The organism is Nitrosarchaeum koreense MY1, assembly GCF_000220175.1.
GTDB classification, from domain to species: Archaea; Thermoproteota; Nitrososphaeria; order Nitrososphaerales; family Nitrosopumilaceae; genus Nitrosarchaeum; species Nitrosarchaeum koreense.
Map to the genome: position 1 here is coordinate 818,056 of NZ_AFPU01000001.1, position 25,314 is coordinate 843,369.

Below are 25,314 nucleotides of genomic sequence, written 5' to 3' on the forward strand. Positions count from 1 at the left end.
AAATTGAAGATAACCTTCCAGCCCAGTGTCACTCAATGATTAAATCAAAAAAGAAAACAGAGACAGATTCGTTAAAGTTATGACAAAACTAAACAAACAAGACAAAATAGAGTTTGATAAAATTCTGTATTCAATTGAAGGAAAATTAGATGAAAAATTGATTAGATTGATGTTGGATTTAATTTTTAAAACAAACTGGATAAACACTAATGCAACTAATCTATATAAAAATAACATTAAAGAAATTCCAGATAAATCACTAGACGCATTCATACTAGGAAGCCATCTAGGACAAATATATCAAATAACTTTAGAATTATCTAAAAAACTAGAATTAACGTTATCACACAATCAAAAAAATATTTTAAGAGAATTTATTTTTTTCCTAGTTTTGCTTCGCCAGAAAAACCAAAAACAGAGTAATATATAACAAACCTTAATTTTCTATAGATATACAAAAAACTATGATACAATGCAAGATCTGCGGAACGCCGTTAGGAAAAGAACCAACATCTCAACAATTAGACGAGCATTGGAAAAAACAACACGAATGGCATTGGAAAATCAATCAAGATAAAACTCCAGAAGAGGCACTTTTAAAGAAAAAATAATAGTGCAAGCGTCTTTATCATAGATAAAATATTATAAATCATGGAATTTATGATTACGATTTTACATTTTCATAAAGGTAATGATATTGACAATATAATTTTTGGTAAAAAACAAAATGAAAATAAAGTTAATGAAGACATTCGAATTTTTCCATCGGGAGGATTAACAAAAAAAGGAGGAATACAAGAAAAATATTTGAAAATAAATCTTAAAAAAAATAATGATTTTAATTTAGAATTATTATCAGATTTCCTATCACATAGATTATCATCAATTGATGATGCCGATAGCCTAAAGATTGGCAATACAAAAGTGGAATTAAAAAAAAATGAGATTAAAAAAGCATTAAAGGATCATTTAGATGAAATTTTAAGTTGACGTCTTGGAGTAGTAATCGTTTATAGCATGCCTAGACCACTAAACGAAGGCGTCAATATCATACAATGCAGGTGGTATAAAACCAGGCATCAGGTAATTTTGAACATTTGTTTAGTTCAAACTAAAAATTAAAACTAATGTTCAATAATCAAATTCAAGAAACATATCATCAAAAAAAAATAATTAGGCTCCAATTTTTGTAAAAAAACTATTTTTGAGCTTATTTATGTGAAAAAATTTACTTAGGTATAGTAATACAAATTTTGAATTATTTAGTCATGACAACAATAGAGGCATACGATATGAAAATACGTAAAAAAGTGACCATGAAAAATCCAAAACCATATCTGATGAAAAATGGGTCATGGGCATTAAAAGGAACTAGTTCTGCCACTGGGATTACATTATTCAAAATTGTTGGCAAAAAACCTTCATTGTCTCATTCAAAACTAGACTATCTGAAAAATATGTTTACTAGCAGAAAATGTGAATGCGATAAATTCTGCTAATATTTTTTATATTTAAAAATTTGTAGTTTAAATGTTTAGTTAAATCGGATTGGATATTTTTTAAATAATTGTTTAAGATCATCAAATATGCAATTCGAAAGTGTTAATTTGAGAATTACTCACAAAATAATAATGTCTTTAGATATAGAGTGGCATAGAAATTTTTATGGTATATCGTGGGCATATGAAAAAGACCGCTTAGTTGTATCAATGGTTTTTGAAGATAAAAAAGAAGCTTTAGAAGTCTCTAAAGAGATTGAAGATTGGAGCGATAAATTTACCAGATTAACAATCATAGAAAGAGAGAATGGAGAATATTCTATTTGTTGTTTTCAAGATCCACAAATTTCAAAGAGTAAAAAGAATATCGGATTATACCGTACAGGAATGCCGCAAAGTGGAGGATATGAGCAAGTAAAACCAATGATTGAAGAAAAATCACCTTTGTTGCAAATTGCACATGCTGCAGATGTTAGAGATATGAACACATATGAACAAATATCAAGACTTGTACCTATGAGAAAATATAGAATTATTTCAGAAAAGGATTTGAAAAGACAAGAATTCTTTTATGAAAAAATGGCAGACAAATACAATCAAAATGAAACAAATTAGATGTAAAAATACTCAGTTAAAAAAACCATATTTGACATTATAACTAATTAAAATTTGTATTATAGAATGACCAATCCATTATAATCTAAAAAAAATACATAAATTCCTCATGATAATACTTTGTAGCCATTGTAGATGATTCTGGGGATACTTGGTTAGACTTAACAAAAAATCAATCTGATGATATGTGTCTAAGTTAATCTAACCAAGTTTCAAATTTTAACATCATGACTAGGAATAAATTAAAATGAATTTAGGAGATATCAATTGAAAATCACTGAATTTAGGCATCCAAGTATTTTATCATTAATGGTAGGTTTAACTTTAACATTATTTGGTGCCACAATATTGTTGAATCCTCAAGACAATACTACAAACATAGTTTTTTTGAGTATGTTTGGAATTGGATTATTCATTTTAGGTTTAAGTTGTTCATTATTATATCAAATAAGAAGAGCAAGAATCAAACCATAACAATTTTCAAAAACATAGTATTTTAAGACCAAAAAAAATAGTTTATTGATGACAGAACATAATCTACAAGGATCAGGGGGATATGTCATAGCTGAATTGACTGAAGAGCAAGCCAAAAAAGCAGATTTAGGAGTTGGAAAGTTATTTTTAGCGCCAATAGGTAAACTGGAAGAACAAAAAATGTCAAAACATTATTGTAAAAACTGTGAAAAAGAATTTGACAATCCACCAAAGATACATCTAGAAGAAAATACCAGTGAACAAGTTTCGGATAATTTAATCCTAGTAGAAAGAGGCCAATATACATGTCAACAATGCAGTAGCATTATTGGGGAATACAGAGTGTTTCAGAAGAAAGACGAATCAAGTGATGCAGGTAATGCTAGGCCTAGTCAATAAAACACATTGTACAAAAACAATATCCTTAAGTTTAGAATTAAATAGTAAACTAACAATGTCTAGTACATTATTTAAGATAAAATGTGAAAAAGGTCACAAAGGAAATGCCTTGTTATGGGGTGAAGAAACGATTCAAAAGTACATTGAAAGTAAAAAATGCAATAGTTGTGGTTCCCCCATACATCAGATACCCAAATAAAATTCAGAATAATTAGAAAAATTTTAAGAATTACTTAATAAGATATTTTTCACATACAATTCATGAATTCAAAAGAAAATCCTGAAAAAATATACCCAGCAGGATATGAATCAACCATAAAAAGTCAAAACGATAGCAATGTTAGAAATCAATTACTCTTTGAAATTCTAAAAACGTCACCAACTGAATTTATCAATACAGATTTGTTCACAGTGATGTCAAAAAGACGTTCAACTAGAAAGTTTAGTGATAAAATTGTAGAGACTGTAAAAATTGATAAGATAATAGCTGCTGCAGACACAGCGCCTACTGCGGGAAATTTTCAAGGATTTGAAATTTTTTATGTTAAAAGCTCAGTAAAAAAACAACAATTAGTTGAAGCATGTAATAATCAACCATACGTAAATGCACCTCTAGTTCTGGTTTTTTGTAAAAATCCTTCACGAGTTAAATTTGATTTTCCTGAAGAAATTCTCAAAAAATTTGCAATACAGGATGCAACATTAGCGGCTGCATATTCACAGCTTGCAGCTCAAGCATTAGGATTGAGTTCCATATGGATCGGAATGTTTGATGAACAAAAAGTAATGAATGTCATCAATACAAAATTGATTCCATCGTCAGTATTATGCATCGGATATCCTAAACAAGACAAATTCCCAAAGCCACGAAGGAATCTCAAAGAATTGGTACACGTAGTATGGGAATAAAAATAAGATAACATTAATTAAAAAAACTAAAAAATCTTTTTTATTATCGCATTTTATCCCTACAAACACCACATAGATAATTTTTCTTAAAATTTGTAATCTCAATTTTAAATTCATCTGTATCAAAATAATTTTCTCCAGTCTTCATTCCTCCAGGTACTTTTTTATCACATTTTGAGCATTTTAGATCAAGTTCAAATTTGATTTTCTTTTCATCCTTTCCAACTTTTCCAATAATCATACATGATTCACATTACTTGAATTTTTTATATAGTATACAAATCTTAAGTTTTAAGTAAGTAAATTCTAGAAAAAATGATGGAGTTTTCTCAAATTGAAGAGCCGCAGATTGAAAAACCAATAGTTATTGCTGCAATGCAAGATATGGGAAATGTTGGAAGTATTGTAGTTAATTTCATCAATAATAGTTTAAAAACAAAAAAATTCAGAATTGCAAAAACGCCATATCCAACATATGTGGTAGATGAAGGAGGTCACATAAATTTACCAAATGAAAGTTGGGAATACAGATATGCAGATGGATTAATTGTTTTTGGCGGAGGTACGGGTCAACCGCAAGACACCCCCGAACTATATGCTTTGTGCCAAGATGTAATTGATATTTCAAAAAAATATTCTGCCAAATTTATTTACACACTTGGAGGATTTCACACAAATAGGATACTAGATAAAAACCCAAAAACATTTGTAACTTCAACGTCAATTGAGCTGACTAAACAAATGCAAGAATTAGGCGTTTTAACAACACCCCAAAAGTCAATAATTACAGGATTCAATGGATTGATCTTAGGATTTGCTAAACAAAATGGCATTCAAGGAATGGGAATATATGGAGAATTAAATCAGCCTGAAATTCCACAGTACAGAGCAGCAATTAGCATAATCAAAACATTAGAAAAGCTAACTTATAGAAAATTAGGGGATACAACAAGATTAGAATTACTCGCTCAAGAGATTGAAAAAAGTTTTGAAAATTAATTAAATATCAAGATAACATCAAACCGCATAATTTTATTATTACATCATTACAAAAAAAATATTGCAATATACACACGTCATGACATCGATACTCCAAGCATGTCAAACAGAAATAGACGGAGTCAGATATTACAAAACACCACAAGGATTGTTATATCCATCGATCACAACGGTGCTATCAAAAACATCAGACACGGCAGGTCTTGATCAATGGAGAGAAAAGATAGGAAATAATTTAGCAGATCAGATAATGAAAGATGCTCAAATTCATGGCACCATGACTCATAAATTATGTGAGGATTATCTAAAAAATAAAGAGTCAGTCGGAGATTTTCTTGATATCCCAAAAAATCATTTTGAAAAATTAAAACCATATTTACATAAAATGAACAATATTCGTGGAATTGAACTTCCACTGTATAGCGATGAACTCAAAATTGCAGGTACATGTGATTGTATTGCAGAGTATAATGGGAATCTATCAATTATTGATTTTAAAACTAGTAGAAGTAGGCTAGTTGAACATTATGATAAAGTTCAAAAATATTTCATGCAAGCAACTGCGTATTCTTTGATGTGGAAAGAAAGAACCGGAATAGAAATAGACCAAATCGTAATCATAGGATCGGAGGAAACAGGAGATATTGCAGAGTTTATCAAAATCCCATTGGATTTTAAGGACAAGTTAATTGACACCATAGAAAAATTTCATAATTTATCATAAATATGGAAAAAACATCCTAAACTAGGCTTAAAATAAACCCAATAAAGAGAAGATAGAAAATGACAGATTTCATTCATGAACCATACAAAACCATCTTTGTTAGAGATTTGATAAAATTGAGTCTAGATGACCTTCTTAGCATGATGGCGTCACTTGAGTCAGGTAGTGCATATTGGGTTGATGGTGTTCTCTTTGCGTGTTTTGCAATGACAGAATCAGAAGAATTAGCAAAAAAAGAGATTCAAGGACAAACGTATCTTGACAAAGTCATATTTGCAAAATATGATAACTATACCAAAACAGCAAAACTATCAACTAACATGGAGATTAATGTATTAAATGTACAAAAGAGTCGTCTTTACAGAGATTTAATTTCATGGTTAAAAAAACAACCAATTTGGAACGAATAAAATATTATTAAAGATATGAAGACATCAAATAAATATTTCAAGATATTTTCAGAGTAACATAAAATGAACAAAGACGAATCAGAATTTTTCATAACAGAATTTCCAAAAGAAGGATTTAGTTTGATAGATCAGCTCCAAGGAAGAGTGCAGTTTGCAATTTTAGATCAAATCAAGCTTATGAAAACATCGGGCATGAAAAGTAATGAAATTAAAAAAATAATTTTAGATAATGTTCAAAACATTATAGAAAATTATCAATTTGGAAAAAAATCAGATTAAATTTTAATTTCATACAAAATCTAGTTGAAAAATAAACAAATGTAAAGAATTTCCACAATACTGTTTTTAACTCATTATTACATTACTACTACAGGTAGTAATCAAATAATACCAAACATCAATGGTATGTCAAAAAGTGTATTGATGCTCAGTTGTCAGTGGATAATTGATTGGTTTTGATTACTATCTTATTTTTACCGTTTTTTAGCGATATTCATCGCCACAGTCACCTATTAAACCAAAAAGATCATTGGATTTACTAGTCACTGAGCGTATCATGGCTAGATCTTCATTCTCAAGAACAATATCAAAAACTTGCGCATTGTCTTGCCTATGCTCAGAGAGGCCAAGTCTTGAGCCAATTATTACACCTGCAACTATAGGTTTATCCAAAATAAATTTTGTAGAGATATTTGCAATACTTGAATCATATTTTTTTGCTATTTTAGATAAAATTTGCAATAACTCTTGAAATAAACTCCATCCACCCCATGCATCAATCATGTTATAATATTTTTGTAGGCTTGAGGTATTCAAATCTACTCTACGAGGTTCTGGATAATTCAGATATTTTTCAGATAAAAATCCACCAAGCAGGGTGCCATATGCAAGAATAGAAATATCATGTTTTTGACAAAATGGTGTCATTAATTTTTCTGGTCTTTGATCTAAAATAGAATATTGCACTTGATTTGAAATTAGTTTAAAACCGCGGTCAGTCATTATCTTGATTCGTTCTGTATCGAAATTTGTAAGACCAAGATGTTTGATCTTTCCCTCTTGCTGTAACTTAGTGAGATTACTAAGAGCGTCAAGATAACTAGGGTCATTGTAATCCCACCAATGAAACTGGATCAAGTCAATTGTTTCAGTGTTCATTTTTTTTAATGATTGATCAACATGATATTCTACAATTGACTTGCTCATAGGTCCAGGATTTGGAACAAATTTAGTCAATGCCTGTGATTGTTGCAAGTCTTTTGGAGGTAATTGTTTTCTAAATTCACCAATAAAGGATTCAGCAGGTCCGTAAATATCAGCCAAATCCCAAGTAGTGAATCCATTCTTGTGATATTCAAGCATATCAGAAATTGCAGCTTTTGGTTCAATCTGTCCATGCCCACCAGACACTTGCCACATTCCATTTAAAATTCTACAGATAGATAGATCATCAGATAGTTCAATTTTTGGAATTGTCAATAAGAAATATAGAATTTAACTTTATTTTATGAGTATGCAATAGATTCAAGTATCAACAATCAGACAGGCAAAATCAATTAATTTAAGAATTAGAAGAAGGGATTTACAATATGGTTCATTATTATATTAAAAAAATAAAACGTATTTCTCAAAAACCCTCTACCTGCATGATTTGCAATAGTCAAAATATTGTAGAAGATGCAGTGTTAGCATCTACGGGGCCAACTCAGGAAAATACAGATTATACTCCATCCATATTATGCCTAGAATGTGAAACTCTAATGATAATTACTTCAGAACCAGGTGTGGGACTTGGATTACAAGCATCAATAGGAAATGAAGTATCAATGAGAAACTAAAACACTCCAGGCTAATTAAAAAAGAGATACCATACAGATATCCAATCTAATTATGAAGTATCAAAAATTGAGATCCACATATAGATTCGTGACCAATAGTCAAATTTTTCAATTTAAAAATTTAATATGAGATGAATTAGCGTATGAATATTGACAAGTGTAATGAATACAGAAGTATCCATAGTAATTCCTACCTATAATGAATCTGAAAATATCAAAGGAATTTTACATTTGATCAAAGAGCACTTGCCAAAAAACACCATGGTAGAAGCAATAGTAGTAGATGATAATTCACCAGATGGAACAGGCAAAATTGCTGAAGATTATTTTAAATCATTAAAAGAAAAAACACTGTACACAATTAATGTAATAAATAGGAAAACAAAGGAAGGGCTAAGCTCTGCAATACTAAATGGGATAGAACAAGCTAAAGGCAAAATAGTTGTTGTGATGGATAGTGATTTTTCTCATCCTCCACAACTCATACCAAAGCTTGTTGAAGTTTTAAAACAATCAAAAACAGACATAGTCGTTGCTTCAAGATATCTTAATGGAGGCAATATTCAAGGGTGGTCGTTAAAACGAAAAATCATCAGTAAAATTGGAACTATGATAGCAAAGAAAGGATTGGGAATTAACCAATCAGATCCAATGTCAGGATTTTTTGCATTTAACAAAGATGTGATTAAAGGAATTAATTTTGATGCCATAGGATACAAACTTCTTTTAGAAATGATAGTAAAGGCAAAAGGAGTTTCCATAAAAGAAATTCCATATACATTTTTAGACAGACAAAACGGAAAGAGCAAACTTGGAATCAAAACAATTTTAGAATTTGGACATGCCGTATGGAAGCTTTACAGACATGGAAAAAGAGAGCAGAAAAACGAGAAAAGAACATCAGTAAAATTTGTTTCAAAAGCTGCTAGATTCTTTTCAGTTGGGGCTTCAGGATTGGGGGTAAATTACATCATGTCTATTCTGTTTTCATCGAGTTTGGACATGTGGTATATTCATGCAACCATACTGGGAATCATGTTTTCAATTACCAGTAATTTTATCTTAAACAAGTATTGGACTTTTGAGGATAGAGATTTTGCAGTAAAAAGGACTATTGTTCAATATGGCAAATTTGCAGGATTTAGCTCTATTGGTGCTTTGGTTCAACTCGGAATGGTATATTATCTAGTTGATGAGTTAACCATGTCTTATCCAATTGCACTAGTGTCAGCTGTTGCAACTGCAGCATTTAGCAACTTTATCTTAAATAAAAAATGGACATTTAAAGAAAAAGTCTGGGGATAACAGATTTTAAAATGAATTAAATCCATTAAACATTTAACAAAAAAATATCAAAAGAAGATCAATAAAATAATTTTTAGATAGTTAAAACTAGAAAAGACCGATTAGGGCTAGCCCCATTACCATCAACAGGACACCGCCAAGAATCGTCATAATACCAGTTCTAGACATAAACTATCCTAATCAAACCAGTATATGAAATTCTAGTTCGTTTAATTTTATTCAGAACTATTGTAATGAATAATGCAATTCACAAAACAATGCCATTCCATTTGATAATGTTTTGGCAGAAATACTACAACCATCACGTAATCCTCTACCACAAATATAACATTCAACTTCAGTCACACTTGTTTGCACTAGAGAATTTTTTTTAAAATAAAGATCCTGCATCATAGATTTTGCACTTGGCATATCGAATTAGAATACAACAGATCATCATATAAAGGTACCGTACTATACCGTAATTATATAAAATTTTGATGCATATATTGTAAAAATAAACAAAAAAACAACTAATCAATTTAAATAATAAACGAGTAAAATTTTGTCTATGGGTGGACATCTTTGGAAAATCACAACCAAAAGTAATACCTCTAGAGTTAACTGAAAACCAATTTCAAATATATAATAAAATATCAAGAAACTATTCTTATTCATTTCTATTCGAATCATTAACAGGTCCTGAAGTATTGGCAGAAACGTCAGTCATGGGGTTTGATCCTAAAATAATTCTCAAAGGATACTCAGACAAAGTCGAAATAATAAAAAATAACAAAACAGATACCATTCAAACAGATAATCCATTTGAAGAGTTAAAAAAACTATTAGGAAAATCAGAGGATCAAAGTTATAGATATTTGGGAGGTGCAGTAGGGGTTGTAAATTATGACGCAATAAGACTAGTAGAAAATATTCCAGACACACATGATTCGCCACAACCATTAATGGAGTTTGGAATTTATGATGATGGAATATTATACGACAACATACACAAAAAATTATTTTATTTTTATAATGATCAAAATAGATTTGAACAATTTAAAATGAGTGAAGATTCATTTGATGATTTTAAAGCAACAGAAATAACACCAAACATGAATCAAGAAAAGTTCTCAAATATTGTAAACAAGGCAAAACAGTACATACATGACGGAGACATATTTCAGGTAGTACTATCTAGGAAATTTGCATTTGATACACAAGGAGATAATTTAACATTATACAAAACACTACGAAGATTAAACCCATCACCTTACATGTATCATTTAAAACAAGACAATAAAACAATCATCGGTGCATCTCCAGAGATGCTTGTAAGAATAACTAATGACAAAGTAGAAACATTTCCAATTGCAGGAACTAGAAAGATTACAGATAATGAGGAAAAAAACAATCAATTAGCAGACGAATTACTCCATGACGAAAAAGAATTGGCGGAACACACAATGCTAGTAGATTTAGGAAGAAATGATATTGGAAGAGTTTGCAAATACGGAACTGTTCATACTGAAGAATTAATGGAGATTAAACGATTCAGCCATGTTCAACACATAGTAACACATGTTGTTGGCAATTTAGCGCCTAAAAACGACATGTTTGATGCGTTTAAAGCAGTTTTTCCCGCAGGAACAGTCTCAGGCGCGCCAAAAGTCAGAGCAATGGAGATAATTGACGAATTGGAGACTGAAGCGAGAGGCCCTTATGCAGGTGCAGTGGGATATTTTTCTTATAACGGATGCTGTGATTTTGCAATCGCAATTAGAAGTATATTCATAGAAGGAAACAAAGGATTTGTTCAATCAGGAGCAGGGATTGTATCAGACTCTATTGCAGAAAATGAATTCAAAGAAACAGAGCACAAAGCGGGAGCGATGCTTCAAGCATTAAGAGAGGCAACAAAATGAAATTTCTAATCATAGATAATTATGATTCATTTGTTTACAATATTGCGCAGTATTTAGGGGAATTAGGAGTGGATTGCGATGTTATTAGAAACGACAAGATAACATTAGAGAAAATAAAACAAAATAATTATGACGCTGTAATAATATCACCAGGTCCAGGAACACCTACTGATAGAAAATATTTTGGCATATGTAGTGATGTAATAAAAGACATGGGGTCAACCACTCCAATACTTGGAGTATGCTTGGGGCATCAAGGCATCATTCATGCGTTTGGCGGCAAAGTTACAAATGCAGGATGTGTCAGACACGGAAAGACCAGTCCAGTAGATCATACAAACTCAGATCTGTTCAAAGATGTCAAGAATCCATTTAGGGCAACAAGATATCATTCACTTGTAGGGGATAAGACAATAATTCCAGATGTGCTAGAAGTTACAGCTGTTGCTGCAGATGATGGAGAAGTGATGGCAGTAAGGCATAAAGAGTATCTCATAGAAGGAGTACAATTTCATCCAGAATCAATTATGACAGAGGATGGGAAAAAAATTCTGGCAAATTTCATAAAACAGGTAAAGGATAGAAAATGATATCAAAGTTAATTTCAAAATTACAACAAAAGACTGATCTTACATATGACGAGATCAATGTGGTAATGGTGGATGTGCTTTCTGGAAAAACAAATGAACAAGAAAATTTGGATTTTTTATCCAGTTTAACTGAAAAAGGAGAAACCGATGACGAGTTATTGGGAATGCTAGATAAAATGCAAGAGTTTTCCCTCAAAGTTGAGCCTAGAAATCAGGGAACAATAATAGACATGTGCGGAACAGGAGGAGACAAACTCCAAACATTCAATGTATCAACTACAGCATCATTTGTAGTTGCAGCCGCGGGAGGGATTGTAGCTAAACATGGAAATAGATCAAGTTCAGGAATTTCAGGAAGCGCCGATATTTTTGAATATTTTGGATATGATTTGAACCAAGAACCTACTCAAATTGCAAATGTTTTAGAAAAACACAACATTTGTTTTATGTTTGCGCAAAAGTTTCATCCTGCAATGAAACATGTTGCAGCTACAAGAAAGAAGTTAGGAAAGAGAACAGCTTTTAATCTTTTAGGACCATTGTCAAATCCTGCTGGTGTAAAGAATCAACTTATCGGAGTATCCTCAACAGAATATCTTGATAGATTACCATTAATTCTAAAGAGAAAAGGAGCTAAAAACATAATGACAGTTCGTTCAGATGATGGAATGGATGAATTTTCAACTAGCGCAACTAACAGAGTATGTATTTTAAAAAATGACAAAGTGTTAATGAATGCAATAGATCCAGAAGTCGTAGGATTACACAAATCAAAATTAAAAGATATTCAAATTCAAACAAAAAAAGATGCAATAGAATCATTTGTAGGAGTTCTAAACAACACGGCAAACCAAGCAATGACTGAAACTACAGTACTTAATGCTGCAGGAGGACTGATTGTTGCAAATATCTCAAAGAATTTTGAAGAAGGAGTAGAATTGGCATCAAATATGATAAAAGAAGGAAAGGCATTAAAATTACTAGAAAGATTTGTTGCAGATACAGGAGACATTTCAAAATTAAAGGAGATAACAAATGGTTGAAAACATACTGAGAAAATTAGTAAATAATTCTCAGGCGGCAATTGATGATGGAGTATATGATGTAAACATTAAACTACAAAAATCAAATAAGGATTTTTTACAAATAATAAAAACAAACATCCATGCAACTCTTCTTACAGAAGTAAAGTTTTCATCCCCATCATTAGGCAAAATTAGAACGTTATCAGACCCATCAAATATAGCACATCAAATGATTGCAGGTGGTGCCAAAGCATTATCAGTGTTAACTCAGCCTCACTTGTTTAATGGTTCTCCGGAATATTTCATGCAGGTACGACAATCAGTTGATGTCCCGTTACTAATGAAAGACATCATGATTGACACTGTACAAATTGATGCTGCTGAAAAAATAGGAGCCGATTACATGTTAGTTATTCAATCATTGTTTGACCAAGGATTTCTCAAAGACATTGATGAATTCATTAAATATGGTCACAGTAAAGGGTTGAAAATATTGCTAGAGGTTCATACAAAACAAGAGTTTGAAAATGCACTCAATACAAAAGCAGATTTGATTGGAATTAACAACAGAAACCTTGACACATTAGAAATTGATCTTAAAACTACTCAAAAAGTACTTGAAGGGTATAAAAAAACAAGACTGATACTTGCTGAGAGTGGGATTGAAACTGTGGAAGATATCCAATATTTAAAAAAGTGCGGAGCTGATGCATTTCTAGTAGGGTCCAGCATAATGAAAAGTGATAATATTGAAGAACATGTCAGAAAATTGGTGAATGCATATTGAAATATCCTAAAGATGGAAAATTTGGAGAGTTTGGTGGCAAGTACATTCCAGAAACGCTTGTTCCGGCAATTGAAGAATTAGAAGAAAACTATCTTAAATTCAAAGAAAACAAAGAGTTCAAAAAAGAATTAGATTACTATCTAAAACAATATGCTGGAAGACCAACTCCATTGTATTATGCAAAAAATTTGACAGAAAAATGCGGCGGTGCTAAAATTTATCTAAAAAGAGAAGACCTACTACACGGAGGAGCTCATAAAATAAACAACACATTAGGTCAGGCATTACTTGCAAAAAAGATGAATAAAAAAAGAATCATTGCAGAAACAGGAGCAGGTCAACATGGAGTAGCAACAGCTATGGCATGCGCAGTATTAGGAATGAAATCCGAAGTATACATGGGTTACAAAGACACCATACGACAAAAACTAAATGTTTACAGAATGAATATGCTAGGTTCTAAAGTTCATCCAGTAAAATCAGGCTCTAAAACACTCAAAGATGCAATCAATGAAGCAATCAGAGATTGGATTACAAATGTGGAAGATACATATTATTTACTAGGTTCTGCAGTAGGTCCGCATCCATATCCTGTGATGGTAAGAGATTTTCAAAGTGTGATTGGAGAAGAAATCAAAACCCAGATGAAAAAATTATCAAATAAAACACCAGATATTGTAATTGCTTGTGTTGGTGGGGGGTCAAATGCAATTGGAACATTTTATCCGTTAGTTAATACAAATACTGAAATCATTGGAGTAGAAGCCGCAGGTAAGGGATTAAAATCAAAATACCATTCTGCAACATTATCTGCAGGTAGTAAAGGTGTACTTCACGGAATGATGACTTATCTATTACAAGATGATGAAGGACAAGTTACAGAGACACATAGCATTTCAGCAGGACTAGATTATCCCGGAGTGGGTCCAGAACATGCATATCTTAAAGATACAAATCGTGTAAAGTACCGTTCTGCAACAGATGCTGAAGTCATAGATGCATTTTTGATGCTAACAAGAACAGAAGGAATCATTCCAGCTTTAGAGTCATCTCATGCAATAGCTGAAGCAATGAAAGTTGCAAGAAAGAGTAAAAGATCAGAATCAATAGTAGTTACACTTTCAGGAAGAGGTGACAAAGACGTAGAAGAAGTCCAAAGGTATTTGAGTAAAAATGACAAGAATTAATGAAAAATTTGCAGAACTTTCTGCTAAAAATGAAAAAGCATTGATCACATACATAATGGTAGGATATCCAAATGAAAGTGCAACCATATCAATAGTAAGAGGGCTAATCAAAGGAGGAGCAGACATAATAGAATTAGGATTTCCATTTTCAGATCCTCTTGCAGATGGACCAGTAATTCAAAATGCAAGTACCGTATCTTTAAACAATGGAACGAAGATCACGAGTTTTTTTAAAATTGTTAAAAAGATTAGAAATGAAACAGATATCCCACTAGTCTTAATGACATATACCAACATTTTGTATCATAAAGGATATGCAAGTTTCATTGCCGAGGCTAAAAAAGCAGGTATTGATGGATTTATTCTTCCAGACATGTCAATTGAAGAATCAAAAGAATACATTGAATCAGCTAAAAATATGGCAGATACTATATTTCTAATATCTCCAAATACTACAAAATCAAGAATAGAAAAAATTGTAAAGACATCTTCAGGATTTTTATATTTGGTTGCAGTTTATGGCACCACAGGAATAAAAGCAGGAATCCAAAATTATACGCTAAAGGCAATCAAAAAAGTAAAAAAAATTGCCAAGGGGAAAATTCCAATAGGAGTAGGATTTGGTGTTTCAACACCAGAGGATGTAAAAAAATACATTACAGCAGGAGCTGATGCAGTAATTGTAGGTAGTGCATTTTTGAAACTAATTGAAAAGACCCCAAAAAACAGTCTTGAAAAAAGCATCGCGTCATTTACCAAGAGTCTCAAAAAACAAACCATTCTCAAATAATATTATAAAGTATTAAATGACAATTAAGAAATTAATTAACCTCGATTTAGAGACGAACCTTACCACATTTTCTACAAGAAATTGTTCCATTTGAAACATACTCGTGATTACAAGTGTCAGCCTCTACCATCATATTTTGACTCTAAAAAATCTCAATATTATTGAATAATGATGAAAACGTTGAGTAGAAATACAAAATCATTTTACATAATTCTAACAAAATTTAATGTTAAAATTAAAAACACATACTAGTTTAAATATACAATCAAGAAAAAATTTACTAATTTTTCGTTAAAGAATAGTGGTCTTATTTTTGAAGGGAATTAGGGGGAACTTTATTTTAGGCAAAGACCACTAACTAGATGTTCTCATTTAACTAAAGACTTTATCAAATAAAAAATACCCGGTAAAAATCCCAAACACTCGTTAAAAAAATTAAAGAATTTCGCACGAATGTAAGAGTGAGTCAAAGTATTAGATCGCTTAGAATACGAGTTGTTTAACAAAACATACAAAAACAGGAGAATTGTTTTCTTAATGTGCAGACTAAGTTAATTTTTGTAACAGGAGGAGTAATGTCAGGTCTTGGAAAAGGTGTTACAACGTCATCAATTGCAAAATTATTACAATTAGCAGATCAAAAAGTATCATGTATCAAAATAGATCCATATCTAAATTATGACGCAGGTACCATGAACCCAATTGCTCATGGCGAGGTCTTTGTTACAGAAGATGGAGGTGAATGTGATATGGATATAGGAAACTATGAGAGATTCCTAAATCAAAATATTCCAAAAAGCCACAACATTACAACAGCTCAAGTATACTCTACAGTCATTGAAGCAGAAAGGAGAGGAGAATATCTAGGAGCATGCGTTCAAATCATCCCACACATTACAGATGAGATAAAAAATAGAATTAGAAAAATTGCAGAAGAAGAAAATCTTGACTTTTTAATTGTCGAATGTGGAGGAACTGTAGGAGATATAGAGTCACTTCCATTTTTAGAGGCATTAAGACAGATAAGAGTAGAAGAAGGGCCACATAATGTAATTTTTGTACATGTGACACTTGCACCATCACTTGATGTGGTAGGTGAACAAAAGACAAAACCCACACAACACAGTGCACAGGAATTAAGAAGGATAGGAATTCAGCCGGACTTTTTAGCTGTAAGATGTAGTACTCCTTTAGAAGAAAAGACAAAGAAAAAAATTGCATTATTTACAAATGTTACTGCAAATGATGTTTTATCATGTCATGATGTAAAATCAATTTTTCAAGTACCGCAGATACTATATGATCAAGGAATTATGGATTCATTATTTACAAAGTTTGGAAAAGTTGGAATGGTAAATGCATCAGCAAATTGGGATAAATGGAATGCAATTGCAGATTCAATGACAAACCATGAAGACAAAAAAGTAAAAATTGCCATGGTTGGAAAATATGTTACACTTGCAGATAGTTATGTTAGTGTAAATCATGCACTAAAACATGCTGGCGCAAAATTAGGAAATTCAGTTGAAATTGACTGGATTGATTCTGAAACAATTACAGACTACAATATTTTGTCAAAATATGACGGCATATTGGTACCAGGGGGATTTGGAACAAGAGGATCTGAAGGAATAATAAAAACTGCAAACCATGCAAGAGAGAAAAATATACCGTACCTTGGCATATGTTTTGGATTTCAGCTAGCAGCAATTGCATTTGGAAGAAATGTTTTGAAATTAGAAGATGCAAACTCTACAGAGATAAAAGCAGATACTAAAAATCCAATTGTAGATCTACTTCCAGAACAAAAAAACATTTCAGACATGGGAGGATCATTGCGGCTAGGTGCAAATGATGTCAAGATAAAACCAAATACATTATCACATAAAATCTACAATGCAGATACAATTAGCAAAAGACACAGACATCGATATGAAATAAATAAAGAATACATCCCAGAACTTGAGAAAAATGGAATGATATTTTCAGCAGATAGCGATGGGGGAAAGAGAATGGAGATGTTAGAGATTCCAAAACATAAATTCTATCTTGGCGTTCAGTTTCATCCAGAATTTAACAGCAGACCAGGATATCCAGAGCCAGCATTTGAGGCATTTGTAAGAGCAGCATCACAGAAATAGAATTCCAATTATTCTATTTTTGATATCTCATAGATTTTTTGTCTGGCATCTCTAATAGAGACTTTCTTTTTCACATATCCTTTTTTTAATAAATGACTAAGTGCCAATCTAACGGTTCTGCTTGGCAGTAATGTCTTATTTGCAAGATCTTTTTGAGTTAGAGCACCTTCATACTCTAATGTTTTTAGCAATAATTTAGAACTAGGAGGCATACTGAGTAACTCTTCAGCAAGATGAACTTTCTTTGCAAGTGCAGATATTGCAGTAGAGTCTTTTTTTAGACGAATAATTTTGGCAGGGGGCAAATATTGGGTACACTCTACGGTGTTATTTACTTTGTATCTATCAAGACCGTCAAGAACAACCTCACAGTGAAGTCTAGCTGAGATATCGCTGATTTGGATAGAGCTTTTGTTTGATACTATGATAGGTCTTCGTGTAATATCTAAAGAGTTGACAGAAATTATTTCAAATACATCAGAATCATGAAACAGCATAGGACCTCCGGCAGACATTGAATATGCAGATGAACCAATTGGAGTAGAGATTATTATTCCATCACTATTATCGTGCCAAACTTCTTCATCGTTTACACGTAGTGTGTGTTCCATCAGCATTGCACTTTTTGACGAAAATACTGCAACATCATTTAAGACAGGATAGACATTTTTTCCATCAATTTTCACCCCAAGTCGTGGTACTTCCTCAACTGTGTAATTTTGTTTTTTTAGTATTCTTACATAAGACGAAAACTCTCTAAGATCAATTTGAGCCAAAAACCCACTGGATTCACCTTCACTTATTCCAAGTACTGGGAATATAGAATCAAAGTGTCTATGGAAATAATTTCTAACGCCCTTATCTCCTCCAAGCACCAAAACACAGTCAGCTGGTTTTGCTTTTGATTTTGAAGTAACTATAAAGGATTCAATATCTTCATTGTCTAGAATTTTTTTAATTGTTTTTGCTGCAGAGTCAGTTGTACCAGAAGCATAGATACCTATTTGCACAGTGAAATGAAACTAGGAGTTCAATAAAAGGATAAAGTACTAAATTGTTCTATACTTTACCAAATTGTAAAAATATGAAGCATTAGTCTCAATTGTATGTTTTTGGGGTATTTTCAGTAGACCAACCTGTTTTGAGTCAAGTGCAGCCTGTGCTGAACCACCTGCAAAACACAAAGCCCAGAGAAAGTCTTTTTCTTTTAGCATGGTGCAACAAAATGTTGCACAAAAAATATCGCCAATGCCAGTGGTGTCATAAACTTCCTTATTTGGCAAAGTAATAGAATAAATTTTATCTTTTACCAATAATGATACTTCAGTTTTGTTTGTAAAAAGAACATGTTCAACACCTTTTCTCTGCAATGCAATCATCATCTCATCATTTGTTCCAGTTACGATTTTTTGAGATTCTTCAGGATTAACCTTGATTGCATTGACCCCAGTTAGATCAAGATCAGTGTTTTCTAAAATGACATTTTTGTTTGAATCGACTCTACGTAAAAATCCTTGTGGATCAACTAGAGTAAAATTAGAATCTTTTTTAATTTTAGAAAATGTTTCAGATGAAATTTCATGAAAGATGGGGGTAATTAATGAACCATCGGCATTGATGGTATCATATTCAATTGGCTCACATTCATTTAGTAGTTGTAAAGTTCTATCAGAACCTGTTATATTTATTGCAAATCTAGTAGTGAGTTTTTCAGAAAAACCATTATCAAATTTAATTTTATTTTGAGTTAGGTATTGTTGTGGAAAATCTTTACCAAATTTTGTAAACAGAGATACGTCAAATTTGAGTTCCCTTGCAATTAAACCAGCATAACAAGCTGCACCTCCAATTTGTTCATGAGTTTCACCTTCAAGTGTAATTGAATCAATTGCACAGTGTGAAAATAATGCCAGTTTCATAAATTAAGTTCAAATATTAATGATTTAGTTTTTTGCATTGTTTTTATTAAAACATTCTTGACAAAGTAAGTTCCCTTTCATTATAACCAACTCCATATTTGATCTAAAGCAAACATGACATAGGCCACGCATAATATTTCAACAATACTTGTTCTAGCATTAAAACATGATCGGATTTCAAAAAACAGTACAAAGAGGATAAGACCTAGAGACATGTATCTATCGATCAAATAATTTGGAATTTCATTCTTTAGACATATTTTGTATAATACCAAGTAATTGTATCATCATGAGATATTGGATAGCGAGTGTAAGAAATTACATTTTAGATGGGGGATATTCAAAGCACACAAGAATATAAGGAGGGGGAATCGATAATTTTCATGCCACTTAAACGTGCAAGTCGAGGTCGTACCAAAGGAGGCAAAGGATCCTCAGGAACAGTACAATGTACAAACTGTGGTTGTACAGTTCCGAAAGATAAAGCAAAGAAAGTCACGGGTAGAATCAATCTAGTCGAACATACTTTGGCAAAAGAACTACGAGCTCAAGGAGCATACATTGCATCACCAACAGTTTTGAAATGGTATTGTATTTCTTGTGCAATTCACTTTAAGATTTTAAAAATTAGATCTGAAGATAGCAGAAGACAGCGTGGAAAACTACGTTAGAAGTTTTCTTTAAAATATAATTGAATCATTAATTAAATTATTTTCGGATGAAAATTTTGCCCTTCTCAGATCGTGAAACAGTGAATCATTTTGTACTACAATCAATGCTCTAGTATTCTTCATTGTTGGGCAATATACTAATTCATTCAATATAAAAAAATGTTAGTTATGTTGAGATATTGATATTATTCGATTAGCATCTATTCTGTTTTTTCTTTAATATTTTTAGCGGTAGTTATCATTCTTTGAACAAGTGTGATTCCTGCAATTACAACAACAATCATCACTGCAGGCTCCATATAGCCAATTATTCCAATTATTGCAATAACTAGCAAACGTTCTGCTCTCTCACCAATACCAATTCCTTGCATATTGATGTTAAGTGCATCAGATTTTGCTCTAGCATAACTTACCAATAACGATAATGTTATTGCAAACATTACTAGATATGGTTCGGCATACCCACCAATCAATAATCCCAAAAATATTGCAACTTCAGCAATCTTGTCAAACATCGAATCAAGATATGATCCTTTCTTTGAAGTTTTTCCAGTAATCCTTGCAACTTGCCCATCCACCATATCAAAAAATCCAGATACAAGTAGTAAAACACCGCCAATAATCAATCCAAATTCAATTCCCATCCCATATACTACAGCAGATGCAAGTGCAAACAACAAACCAACAACTGTCCAAAAGTTGGGCGAAAATCCAGTAGATGCAAACGCTTTTCCAATCTTTTCAAGTATTGGCTGTAGTGTTCCTCTTAGATTATTCAGCATTGTAAATTTCCCAATTGTATTTTCAACATATTGATTTTATTTTTGTGAATTTTAAATTTCAAAACTATCACATCAAAAAATAAGTTATTTGTAATTTAATCGAGATAGATTCATAGCAATTAATGTAGACATTATCTTTGCAGCAATTGAGGCAGTAGCACCATTATCATATTGTGGGTTTAATTCAACGATGTCAACACCTGTTACATTCTTGTTTTCAAGTGAATAAATCAAATCAAATAATTCTCGAGAAGTCATACCTGCAGCTTCGGGGTTTCCCACACCAGGAGCATATGCAGGATCTAACACATCAAGATCAAAACTAGTATACATAGAATCAAAAGAAGATGTAAAATCTTTTAGTAATTTAGGACCATTTCCTTCTCTTACTTGTTTGTCAGAAATTGTTTTAATATTATGTTCTTTTAGAAATTCAAGTTCCTCTTTTACAAAAGCACGGGCACCTACATGTAATATGTTATCTGCACCTCTTTGCTCTACAATGCGTCTAAGATATGCAGCATGACTTAGCTTGGTATTTGCAAATTCATCACGTAAATCGTAATGAGCATCAAACACGACATAACCAGTTTCTTTTGGAAAACTCATGTATGTGCCAAATGTAAGTGAGTGCTCTCCACCCAAAATAAACAATTGTCTTTTCTTTTCAACTAGTTCTTTTGTGATCTTACCAATCATGTCAATCATCTCACTTGCAACAACAGTATGAGTGGTATTTCCAAGATCTTCAATGTTTACAGATTCTAAATCAATACCTAATTGTGGATGAAATATCTCAATATTGTTAAAAGCATCACGAATTACATCTGGTCCAAATCTGCATCCAGGCTTGTATGAATGAGTGGAATCAAACGGAATTCCAAATACGGTAGCCACAGGCTCAGAATCACTAGATGAAGCAGTGATCATGGGATTTCTATTCATGTATAAATCAAGAAAACTCATTTTTACACCATCAGTTGGGGTCTTTGTGAAAGATATTTTGGAAGATTTAGCCAGGTAAATGGCTTGCCTTTTGTTTGTTCACTAATTTCATGAATAAAATCATCAAACGTCAATTCTCTAACATTTCCTGTTTGTCTATCCCTAATACTTAGATTTTCCGAATTTGCTTCTTTTTCTCCAATTACCAGAGTATAGCGAATCCAATCTCTTTCAGCATCTCTGATTCTCTTTCCTATAGTTTCGTTTCTATCATCAATATCTACACGAATATTTTGAGATGACAATTTATCAGATAAACTATCACAAATCTTAGAAAACTCTTCTTTTAGTGGGATTACTCTAACTTGTGTAGGTGCAAGCCATAATGGAAATTGTGGTTTTTTTCCTTCTTTAATTTCCTGAGCTGCTTTTTCTAAAATTACATAAATTACTCTCTCAATTGCCCCACTTGGAGAATTATGTAATATTATAGGATTTTTACGAGTATTATGTTCATCTACAAATTCAATTCCATATCTATTTCCATTTTCAACGTCAATTTGATCAGTAGAAAGAGCAGATGCTTTTCCCATAGAATCAACAAAGTTAAATTCCCATTTTAAAACAAAATAAAAGAATTTTTCTTTCCACATTTCAACAAGCACGGGTCTTCCATGTTTCTTTACTAATTCATTAATTGATGATTTGTTTTCATTATAGAAGTCCTCAGTAAATCTAATGGCCATCTCATAATCAGACTCTATAATTCCAAGTTCTTTTAGAACATTACGAGATAAATCAAATCTAACTTTGATTTCTTCTATTGATTGTGCCATATCTTTGCAAAATGCATGACAATCAGGCATAGTAAATGCTCGCAGTCGTCTTAATCCTACCAGTTCACCAGATTGCTCGCGTCTAAAACTATAACGAGTCAATTCGTATAATCGGTAAGGCAAATTTTTGTACGACATTTGAAATTCATTTGCCATCAAAAATTGTCCAAAACAGGCTGCAAATCTTAAAAATAGTTTTTTTCCTTCAGAATCAATATTGTATTGTCTTGCAGGAAATCGATTGAAATAACTAACCATACTTGGGTGATGTGAATCATACATGATTGGAGTCTCGACTTCGTAACCACCATATTCTTTGACTTTATCGGTGACAAATCGTTCAATGAGGGATTTGATCAAACGACCGTTTGGAAAAAAACGCATGTTTCCAGAATCAGATGCAGGTTCATAGTCTGCAATTCCCATTTTTTTCATCAATGCAACATGTGGTGGTGGTTCATCTACTGCTCGTTTTTTTGCTGATTCATATTTTGCAAGTACTTCAAGTTTTGGATATTTTGAAAAATTAAAATCTCCAATGTTTTCAAGAGCGCCATCTGGAGAAAGTATTTTCCAATACGAAGTAATTTTTGATTCTCCTTTTAGTGCTTCAGAAGTCATCTCTTTTTCTTCAGGCGAAGTTTTTTCGCCAATGTTTTCTTTTGTTACAATTTTGGAACTTTCAGCTAATGGGTGTCCCTTTACTTTAAGATGATATGATTTTGTCCAACCAAATGGAGAGTGAGATACTTCAAGTTCAGTTGCAGAAGACTCCATCTCTTTAAGTAAAGATAATGCAGTTGATGGGGCCGCTAAATTTGAGCTAAGATGAGCATATGGATATAACAGTAGTTTTTTACATCCAATTTTTGCCATGGAATTTTTTATTTGTGAAATTGCACTTTGAACAACGGATGAATCGTCACCATTTTCGATTGCTACAAAAACAACAACAACTTCTTCTAATCTTTTTGTTTCAGGAACAATCTCTTCAGCACTTTTGATCTCTTTTTTTGTTGGAGTATATTCTATGCTATCACAGTGCAGTTGCAGTATACGCATAATCTCAAACCAAATAATAATTGAATTAAATCTTTGGCTATTTTATTCTCACATAGTAATGAAAAAGGTTTAGATCGTGCCTAAATTTACCAAAAAAATTAGTTAAGAGGATTTTAGAAAAAATAGAATTCTATCATCAGCCCCATTCATATATAGAAAATGAAAATTCTTCTTTAGCATCTTTTTTAATTAGATTTTTTTCTAGTATGACCCTACAAATCAAACTGGGATCAGTTACGATTTCTAAGCCTTTTAGAGCGTCTTTCTTGGTGGACATTTCCTTACCAAGGATTTTAACGACTGCATCAGATAGACCAGAAAGATCCTTTTTTGAATATTTTGCCTTGTGCAGATAAAATACAATACTAATAGACAGTTGTTTTTCGGCACATCTCTTCTGCACATTACTGATGTTTTTACCCAGTTTAGTTAGTACTGCTTCACGAATTAGTAATTTGGTCTCCTTTGCTTTTTTTCCCGTGGATAATGGAACAAATCCACTAACTTTGATATTTTGTAATAATACATCGCCTTTCATAATATTACTAAAAACAAGTGGAATTTAATCCGGGATCATAATAAAATATGATTGAAAAGTTTACTTTTTGAATTATTTGATGCGATATTATTTTACATTAAAAATAAAGAACTTGGTACAGGCATGAAGCGGCATTAATTTTTTCAAAGTAAAAATCATCATTTTTGTTTTTCAATCTTATCTCTTAACGTAATTATTGAACGTAAAATCAATCCAGAGATACCCAAATTAGATTTAAGAAATTGTACTGTACGTTTAAGAGAATCAGCACCACGGAATCCTTCATCATAAATCATCTCTACTGAACCCTTATCAGTATCAACAAAAGATGTAATTAACGAATAATGTCCTAATCGCTCATCAATTTTTTCAAGATATAATCGGAGTTCCACAGTGTTTATCAAAAATCCCTGTTCAGCAAAACCACCTGCTGAAATCAACACCTCAACCTCATCAGGACTTCGGTTTATTCTTTGAGGGTCATGTAAATCAATTATATTCATTATGTATTATAGGTACTCTGTTCCCACATAAGAAATATTTGTAAAATAAAGCCGATATGGCCAATTGTTTATTCCACCTATCAAATAATGGGCATCAATATCATGAGAACGTAGAGTGATTGTCATCTGTTTTGATTGTTTGTCGTCTTTACTTATCAAAATTATCTTTGAATGTTTTGGAACATCAATTAAACACCCTTCAACATATTTTACTAAACTAGATTTTTTGATATGTCCTTTAGCAAACTCTTCTTTTTTTCGCAAGTCATAAATTGCAATATTATTATCAGTTTTAATAAAATTCAATAATTCAGACGGCGTAAGTCCAATATCAGAATTTTCCATTTTAATCTTAACTATCAATTAATTGTTCTGGTTTAAAGATTAGTCCAAAAATCACATAATGGTCAGAGCAGATCATCAGTATAACATATTTATTTTCTGACTACATGCCACAAACTT

At 32.0% G+C, this 25,314-nt stretch carries 33 protein-coding genes; 22 read left to right on the forward strand and 11 right to left on the reverse strand.

Annotated elements, in window-relative coordinates; translation table 11 throughout:
* The first annotated feature begins 79 nt into the window (after window positions 1–79).
* The 8 genes from MY1_RS04785 (at window position 80) to MY1_RS04815 (ending at window position 3,896) form a co-directional block, all read left to right on the forward strand.
* On the forward strand, window positions 80–430 hold the full coding sequence (locus tag MY1_RS04785) for a hypothetical protein (protein WP_007550627.1): 351 nt from the start codon (window positions 80–82) through the stop codon (window positions 428–430).
* 34 nt (window positions 431–464) lie between these two features.
* A complete protein-coding gene (locus tag MY1_RS09885; protein WP_007550629.1) occupies window positions 465–611 on the forward strand; it encodes a hypothetical protein in 147 nt (48 codons plus the stop codon).
* Window positions 612–651: 40 nt separating this feature from the next.
* On the forward strand, window positions 652–990 hold the full coding sequence (locus MY1_RS04790; protein ID WP_048109739.1) for a hypothetical protein: 339 nt from the start codon (window positions 652–654) through the stop codon (window positions 988–990).
* A gap of 278 nt (window positions 991–1,268) precedes the next feature.
* Window positions 1,269–1,499, forward strand: a complete 231-nt coding sequence (locus MY1_RS04795; protein ID WP_007550631.1) for a hypothetical protein — start codon at window positions 1,269–1,271, stop codon at window positions 1,497–1,499.
* 132 nt (window positions 1,500–1,631) lie between these two features.
* Window positions 1,632–2,114 (forward strand): hypothetical protein, encoded by a 483-nt coding sequence (locus tag MY1_RS04800; RefSeq protein WP_048109741.1) that lies wholly within the window; start codon window positions 1,632–1,634, stop codon window positions 2,112–2,114.
* A 267-nt stretch (window positions 2,115–2,381) separates the two neighbouring features.
* Window positions 2,382–2,588, forward strand: coding sequence for a hypothetical protein (locus MY1_RS04805; RefSeq protein WP_007550633.1), 207 nt, complete (start codon window positions 2,382–2,384; stop codon window positions 2,586–2,588).
* A gap of 48 nt (window positions 2,589–2,636) precedes the next feature.
* Window positions 2,637–2,987, forward strand: coding sequence for a hypothetical protein (locus tag MY1_RS04810; RefSeq protein WP_007550634.1), 351 nt, complete (start codon window positions 2,637–2,639; stop codon window positions 2,985–2,987).
* A gap of 261 nt (window positions 2,988–3,248) precedes the next feature.
* On the forward strand, window positions 3,249–3,896 hold the full coding sequence (locus MY1_RS04815; RefSeq protein ID WP_007550636.1) for a nitroreductase family protein: 648 nt from the start codon (window positions 3,249–3,251) through the stop codon (window positions 3,894–3,896).
* A 43-nt stretch (window positions 3,897–3,939) separates the two neighbouring features.
* On the opposite strand, the gene MY1_RS04820 is transcribed toward MY1_RS04815, so the two are convergent.
* Window positions 3,940–4,137 carry a hypothetical protein gene (locus MY1_RS04820; protein WP_007550637.1) on the reverse strand — a complete coding sequence of 66 codons (198 nt, stop codon included), beginning with the start codon at window positions 4,135–4,137 and terminating at the stop codon, window positions 3,940–3,942.
* A gap of 77 nt (window positions 4,138–4,214) precedes the next feature.
* Between MY1_RS04820 and MY1_RS04825 the strand changes: the two genes are divergently transcribed.
* From MY1_RS04825 to MY1_RS04840, 4 genes are all read left to right on the forward strand, one after another.
* Window positions 4,215–4,895, forward strand: coding sequence for a PAC2 family protein (locus tag MY1_RS04825; protein ID WP_007550639.1), 681 nt, complete (start codon window positions 4,215–4,217; stop codon window positions 4,893–4,895).
* A 79-nt stretch (window positions 4,896–4,974) separates the two neighbouring features.
* On the forward strand, window positions 4,975–5,619 hold the full coding sequence (locus tag MY1_RS04830) for a CRISPR-associated protein Cas4 (RefSeq protein ID WP_007550641.1): 645 nt from the start codon (window positions 4,975–4,977) through the stop codon (window positions 5,617–5,619).
* Between the two features lie 59 nt (window positions 5,620–5,678).
* Window positions 5,679–6,029, forward strand: coding sequence for a hypothetical protein (locus MY1_RS04835; RefSeq protein WP_007550642.1), 351 nt, complete (start codon window positions 5,679–5,681; stop codon window positions 6,027–6,029).
* A 63-nt stretch (window positions 6,030–6,092) separates the two neighbouring features.
* Window positions 6,093–6,308, forward strand: a complete 216-nt coding sequence (locus tag MY1_RS04840) for a hypothetical protein (RefSeq protein ID WP_007550643.1) — start codon at window positions 6,093–6,095, stop codon at window positions 6,306–6,308.
* 204 nt (window positions 6,309–6,512) lie between these two features.
* Here MY1_RS04840 and MY1_RS04845 read toward each other — a convergent pair whose 3' ends face one another.
* Window positions 6,513–7,508 (reverse strand): aldo/keto reductase, encoded by a 996-nt coding sequence (locus MY1_RS04845; RefSeq protein WP_007550644.1) that lies wholly within the window; start codon window positions 7,506–7,508, stop codon window positions 6,513–6,515.
* Window positions 7,509–7,618: 110 nt separating this feature from the next.
* Here MY1_RS04845 and MY1_RS04850 point away from each other — a divergent pair, with 110 nt between their 5' ends.
* Together MY1_RS04850 and MY1_RS04855 are read left to right on the forward strand one after the other, a co-directional pair.
* Window positions 7,619–7,867, forward strand: a complete 249-nt coding sequence (locus MY1_RS04850) for a hypothetical protein (protein ID WP_007550645.1) — start codon at window positions 7,619–7,621, stop codon at window positions 7,865–7,867.
* 162 nt (window positions 7,868–8,029) lie between these two features.
* The gene (locus tag MY1_RS04855) at window positions 8,030–9,172 is read left to right on the forward strand and encodes a glycosyltransferase (protein WP_007550646.1); all 1,143 of its coding nucleotides are present in this window, start codon (window positions 8,030–8,032) and stop codon (window positions 9,170–9,172) included.
* Between the two features lie 225 nt (window positions 9,173–9,397).
* Here the strand turns inward: MY1_RS04855 and MY1_RS04860 are convergent, their stop codons facing one another.
* Window positions 9,398–9,583 carry a hypothetical protein gene (locus MY1_RS04860; RefSeq protein WP_007550647.1) on the reverse strand — a complete coding sequence of 62 codons (186 nt, stop codon included), beginning with the start codon at window positions 9,581–9,583 and terminating at the stop codon, window positions 9,398–9,400.
* A gap of 143 nt (window positions 9,584–9,726) precedes the next feature.
* Between MY1_RS04860 and MY1_RS04865 the strand changes: the two genes are divergently transcribed.
* The 7 genes from MY1_RS04865 to pyrG all read left to right on the forward strand — a co-directional run bounded on the left by MY1_RS04865 (window position 9,727) and on the right by pyrG (window position 17,596).
* Complete coding sequence (locus MY1_RS04865; protein WP_007550649.1) at window positions 9,727–11,076, forward strand: anthranilate synthase component I family protein; 1,350 nt, start codon at window positions 9,727–9,729, stop codon at window positions 11,074–11,076.
* A complete protein-coding gene (locus MY1_RS04870; protein WP_007550651.1) occupies window positions 11,073–11,666 on the forward strand; it encodes an anthranilate synthase component II in 594 nt (197 codons plus the stop codon). The genes MY1_RS04865 and MY1_RS04870 overlap by 4 nt, the downstream gene beginning before the upstream one ends.
* The gene (trpD, locus tag MY1_RS04875) at window positions 11,663–12,709 is read left to right on the forward strand and encodes an anthranilate phosphoribosyltransferase (protein ID WP_007550653.1); all 1,047 of its coding nucleotides are present in this window, start codon (window positions 11,663–11,665) and stop codon (window positions 12,707–12,709) included. Before MY1_RS04870 ends, trpD begins: the two co-directional genes overlap by 4 nt.
* Window positions 12,702–13,478, forward strand: coding sequence for an indole-3-glycerol phosphate synthase TrpC (locus tag MY1_RS04880; RefSeq protein WP_007550655.1), 777 nt, complete (start codon window positions 12,702–12,704; stop codon window positions 13,476–13,478). Before trpD ends, MY1_RS04880 begins: the two co-directional genes overlap by 8 nt.
* On the forward strand, window positions 13,475–14,665 hold the full coding sequence (trpB, locus tag MY1_RS04885; protein WP_007550656.1) for a tryptophan synthase subunit beta: 1,191 nt from the start codon (window positions 13,475–13,477) through the stop codon (window positions 14,663–14,665). Before MY1_RS04880 ends, trpB begins: the two co-directional genes overlap by 4 nt.
* The gene (gene trpA / locus MY1_RS04890; protein WP_007550657.1) at window positions 14,652–15,455 is read left to right on the forward strand and encodes a tryptophan synthase subunit alpha; all 804 of its coding nucleotides are present in this window, start codon (window positions 14,652–14,654) and stop codon (window positions 15,453–15,455) included. The genes trpB and trpA overlap by 14 nt, the downstream gene beginning before the upstream one ends.
* A 539-nt stretch (window positions 15,456–15,994) precedes the next feature.
* Window positions 15,995–17,596: a glutamine hydrolyzing CTP synthase gene (pyrG, locus tag MY1_RS04895; RefSeq protein WP_048109743.1), complete on the forward strand. Its 1,602-nt coding sequence runs from the start codon at window positions 15,995–15,997 to the stop codon at window positions 17,594–17,596.
* Between the two features lie 8 nt (window positions 17,597–17,604).
* On the opposite strand, the gene MY1_RS04900 is transcribed toward pyrG, so the two are convergent.
* Both MY1_RS04900 and MY1_RS04905 read right to left on the reverse strand, forming a co-directional pair.
* Window positions 17,605–18,606, reverse strand: coding sequence for a winged helix-turn-helix transcriptional regulator (locus MY1_RS04900; RefSeq protein ID WP_007550659.1), 1,002 nt, complete (start codon window positions 18,604–18,606; stop codon window positions 17,605–17,607).
* A 39-nt stretch (window positions 18,607–18,645) separates the two neighbouring features.
* Complete coding sequence (locus MY1_RS04905; protein ID WP_007550660.1) at window positions 18,646–19,515, reverse strand: PfkB family carbohydrate kinase; 870 nt, start codon at window positions 19,513–19,515, stop codon at window positions 18,646–18,648.
* Window positions 19,516–19,898: 383 nt separating this feature from the next.
* Between MY1_RS04905 and MY1_RS04910 the strand changes: the two genes are divergently transcribed.
* Window positions 19,899–20,186 carry a 30S ribosomal protein S26e gene (locus MY1_RS04910; RefSeq protein WP_048110421.1) on the forward strand — a complete coding sequence of 96 codons (288 nt, stop codon included), beginning with the start codon at window positions 19,899–19,901 and terminating at the stop codon, window positions 20,184–20,186.
* Between the two features lie 200 nt (window positions 20,187–20,386).
* Here MY1_RS04910 and MY1_RS04915 read toward each other — a convergent pair whose 3' ends face one another.
* The 6 genes from MY1_RS04915 to MY1_RS04940 all read right to left on the reverse strand — a co-directional run bounded on the left by MY1_RS04915 (window position 20,387) and on the right by MY1_RS04940 (window position 25,197).
* The gene (locus MY1_RS04915) at window positions 20,387–20,968 is read right to left on the reverse strand and encodes a CDP-alcohol phosphatidyltransferase family protein (RefSeq protein WP_007550662.1); all 582 of its coding nucleotides are present in this window, start codon (window positions 20,966–20,968) and stop codon (window positions 20,387–20,389) included.
* Between the two features lie 84 nt (window positions 20,969–21,052).
* Complete coding sequence (speB, locus tag MY1_RS04920) at window positions 21,053–21,934, reverse strand: agmatinase (protein ID WP_007550663.1); 882 nt, start codon at window positions 21,932–21,934, stop codon at window positions 21,053–21,055.
* A gap of 2 nt (window positions 21,935–21,936) precedes the next feature.
* A complete protein-coding gene (locus tag MY1_RS04925) occupies window positions 21,937–23,811 on the reverse strand; it encodes a threonine--tRNA ligase (RefSeq protein WP_007550665.1) in 1,875 nt (624 codons plus the stop codon).
* A gap of 136 nt (window positions 23,812–23,947) precedes the next feature.
* Complete coding sequence (locus MY1_RS04930) at window positions 23,948–24,349, reverse strand: hypothetical protein (RefSeq protein WP_007550667.1); 402 nt, start codon at window positions 24,347–24,349, stop codon at window positions 23,948–23,950.
* Window positions 24,350–24,507: 158 nt separating this feature from the next.
* Complete coding sequence (locus tag MY1_RS04935; protein WP_048109746.1) at window positions 24,508–24,852, reverse strand: hypothetical protein; 345 nt, start codon at window positions 24,850–24,852, stop codon at window positions 24,508–24,510.
* A gap of 6 nt (window positions 24,853–24,858) precedes the next feature.
* Window positions 24,859–25,197, reverse strand: a complete 339-nt coding sequence (locus MY1_RS04940; RefSeq protein ID WP_007550670.1) for a rhodanese-like domain-containing protein — start codon at window positions 25,195–25,197, stop codon at window positions 24,859–24,861.
* Between the last annotated feature and the right edge of the window lie 117 nt (window positions 25,198–25,314).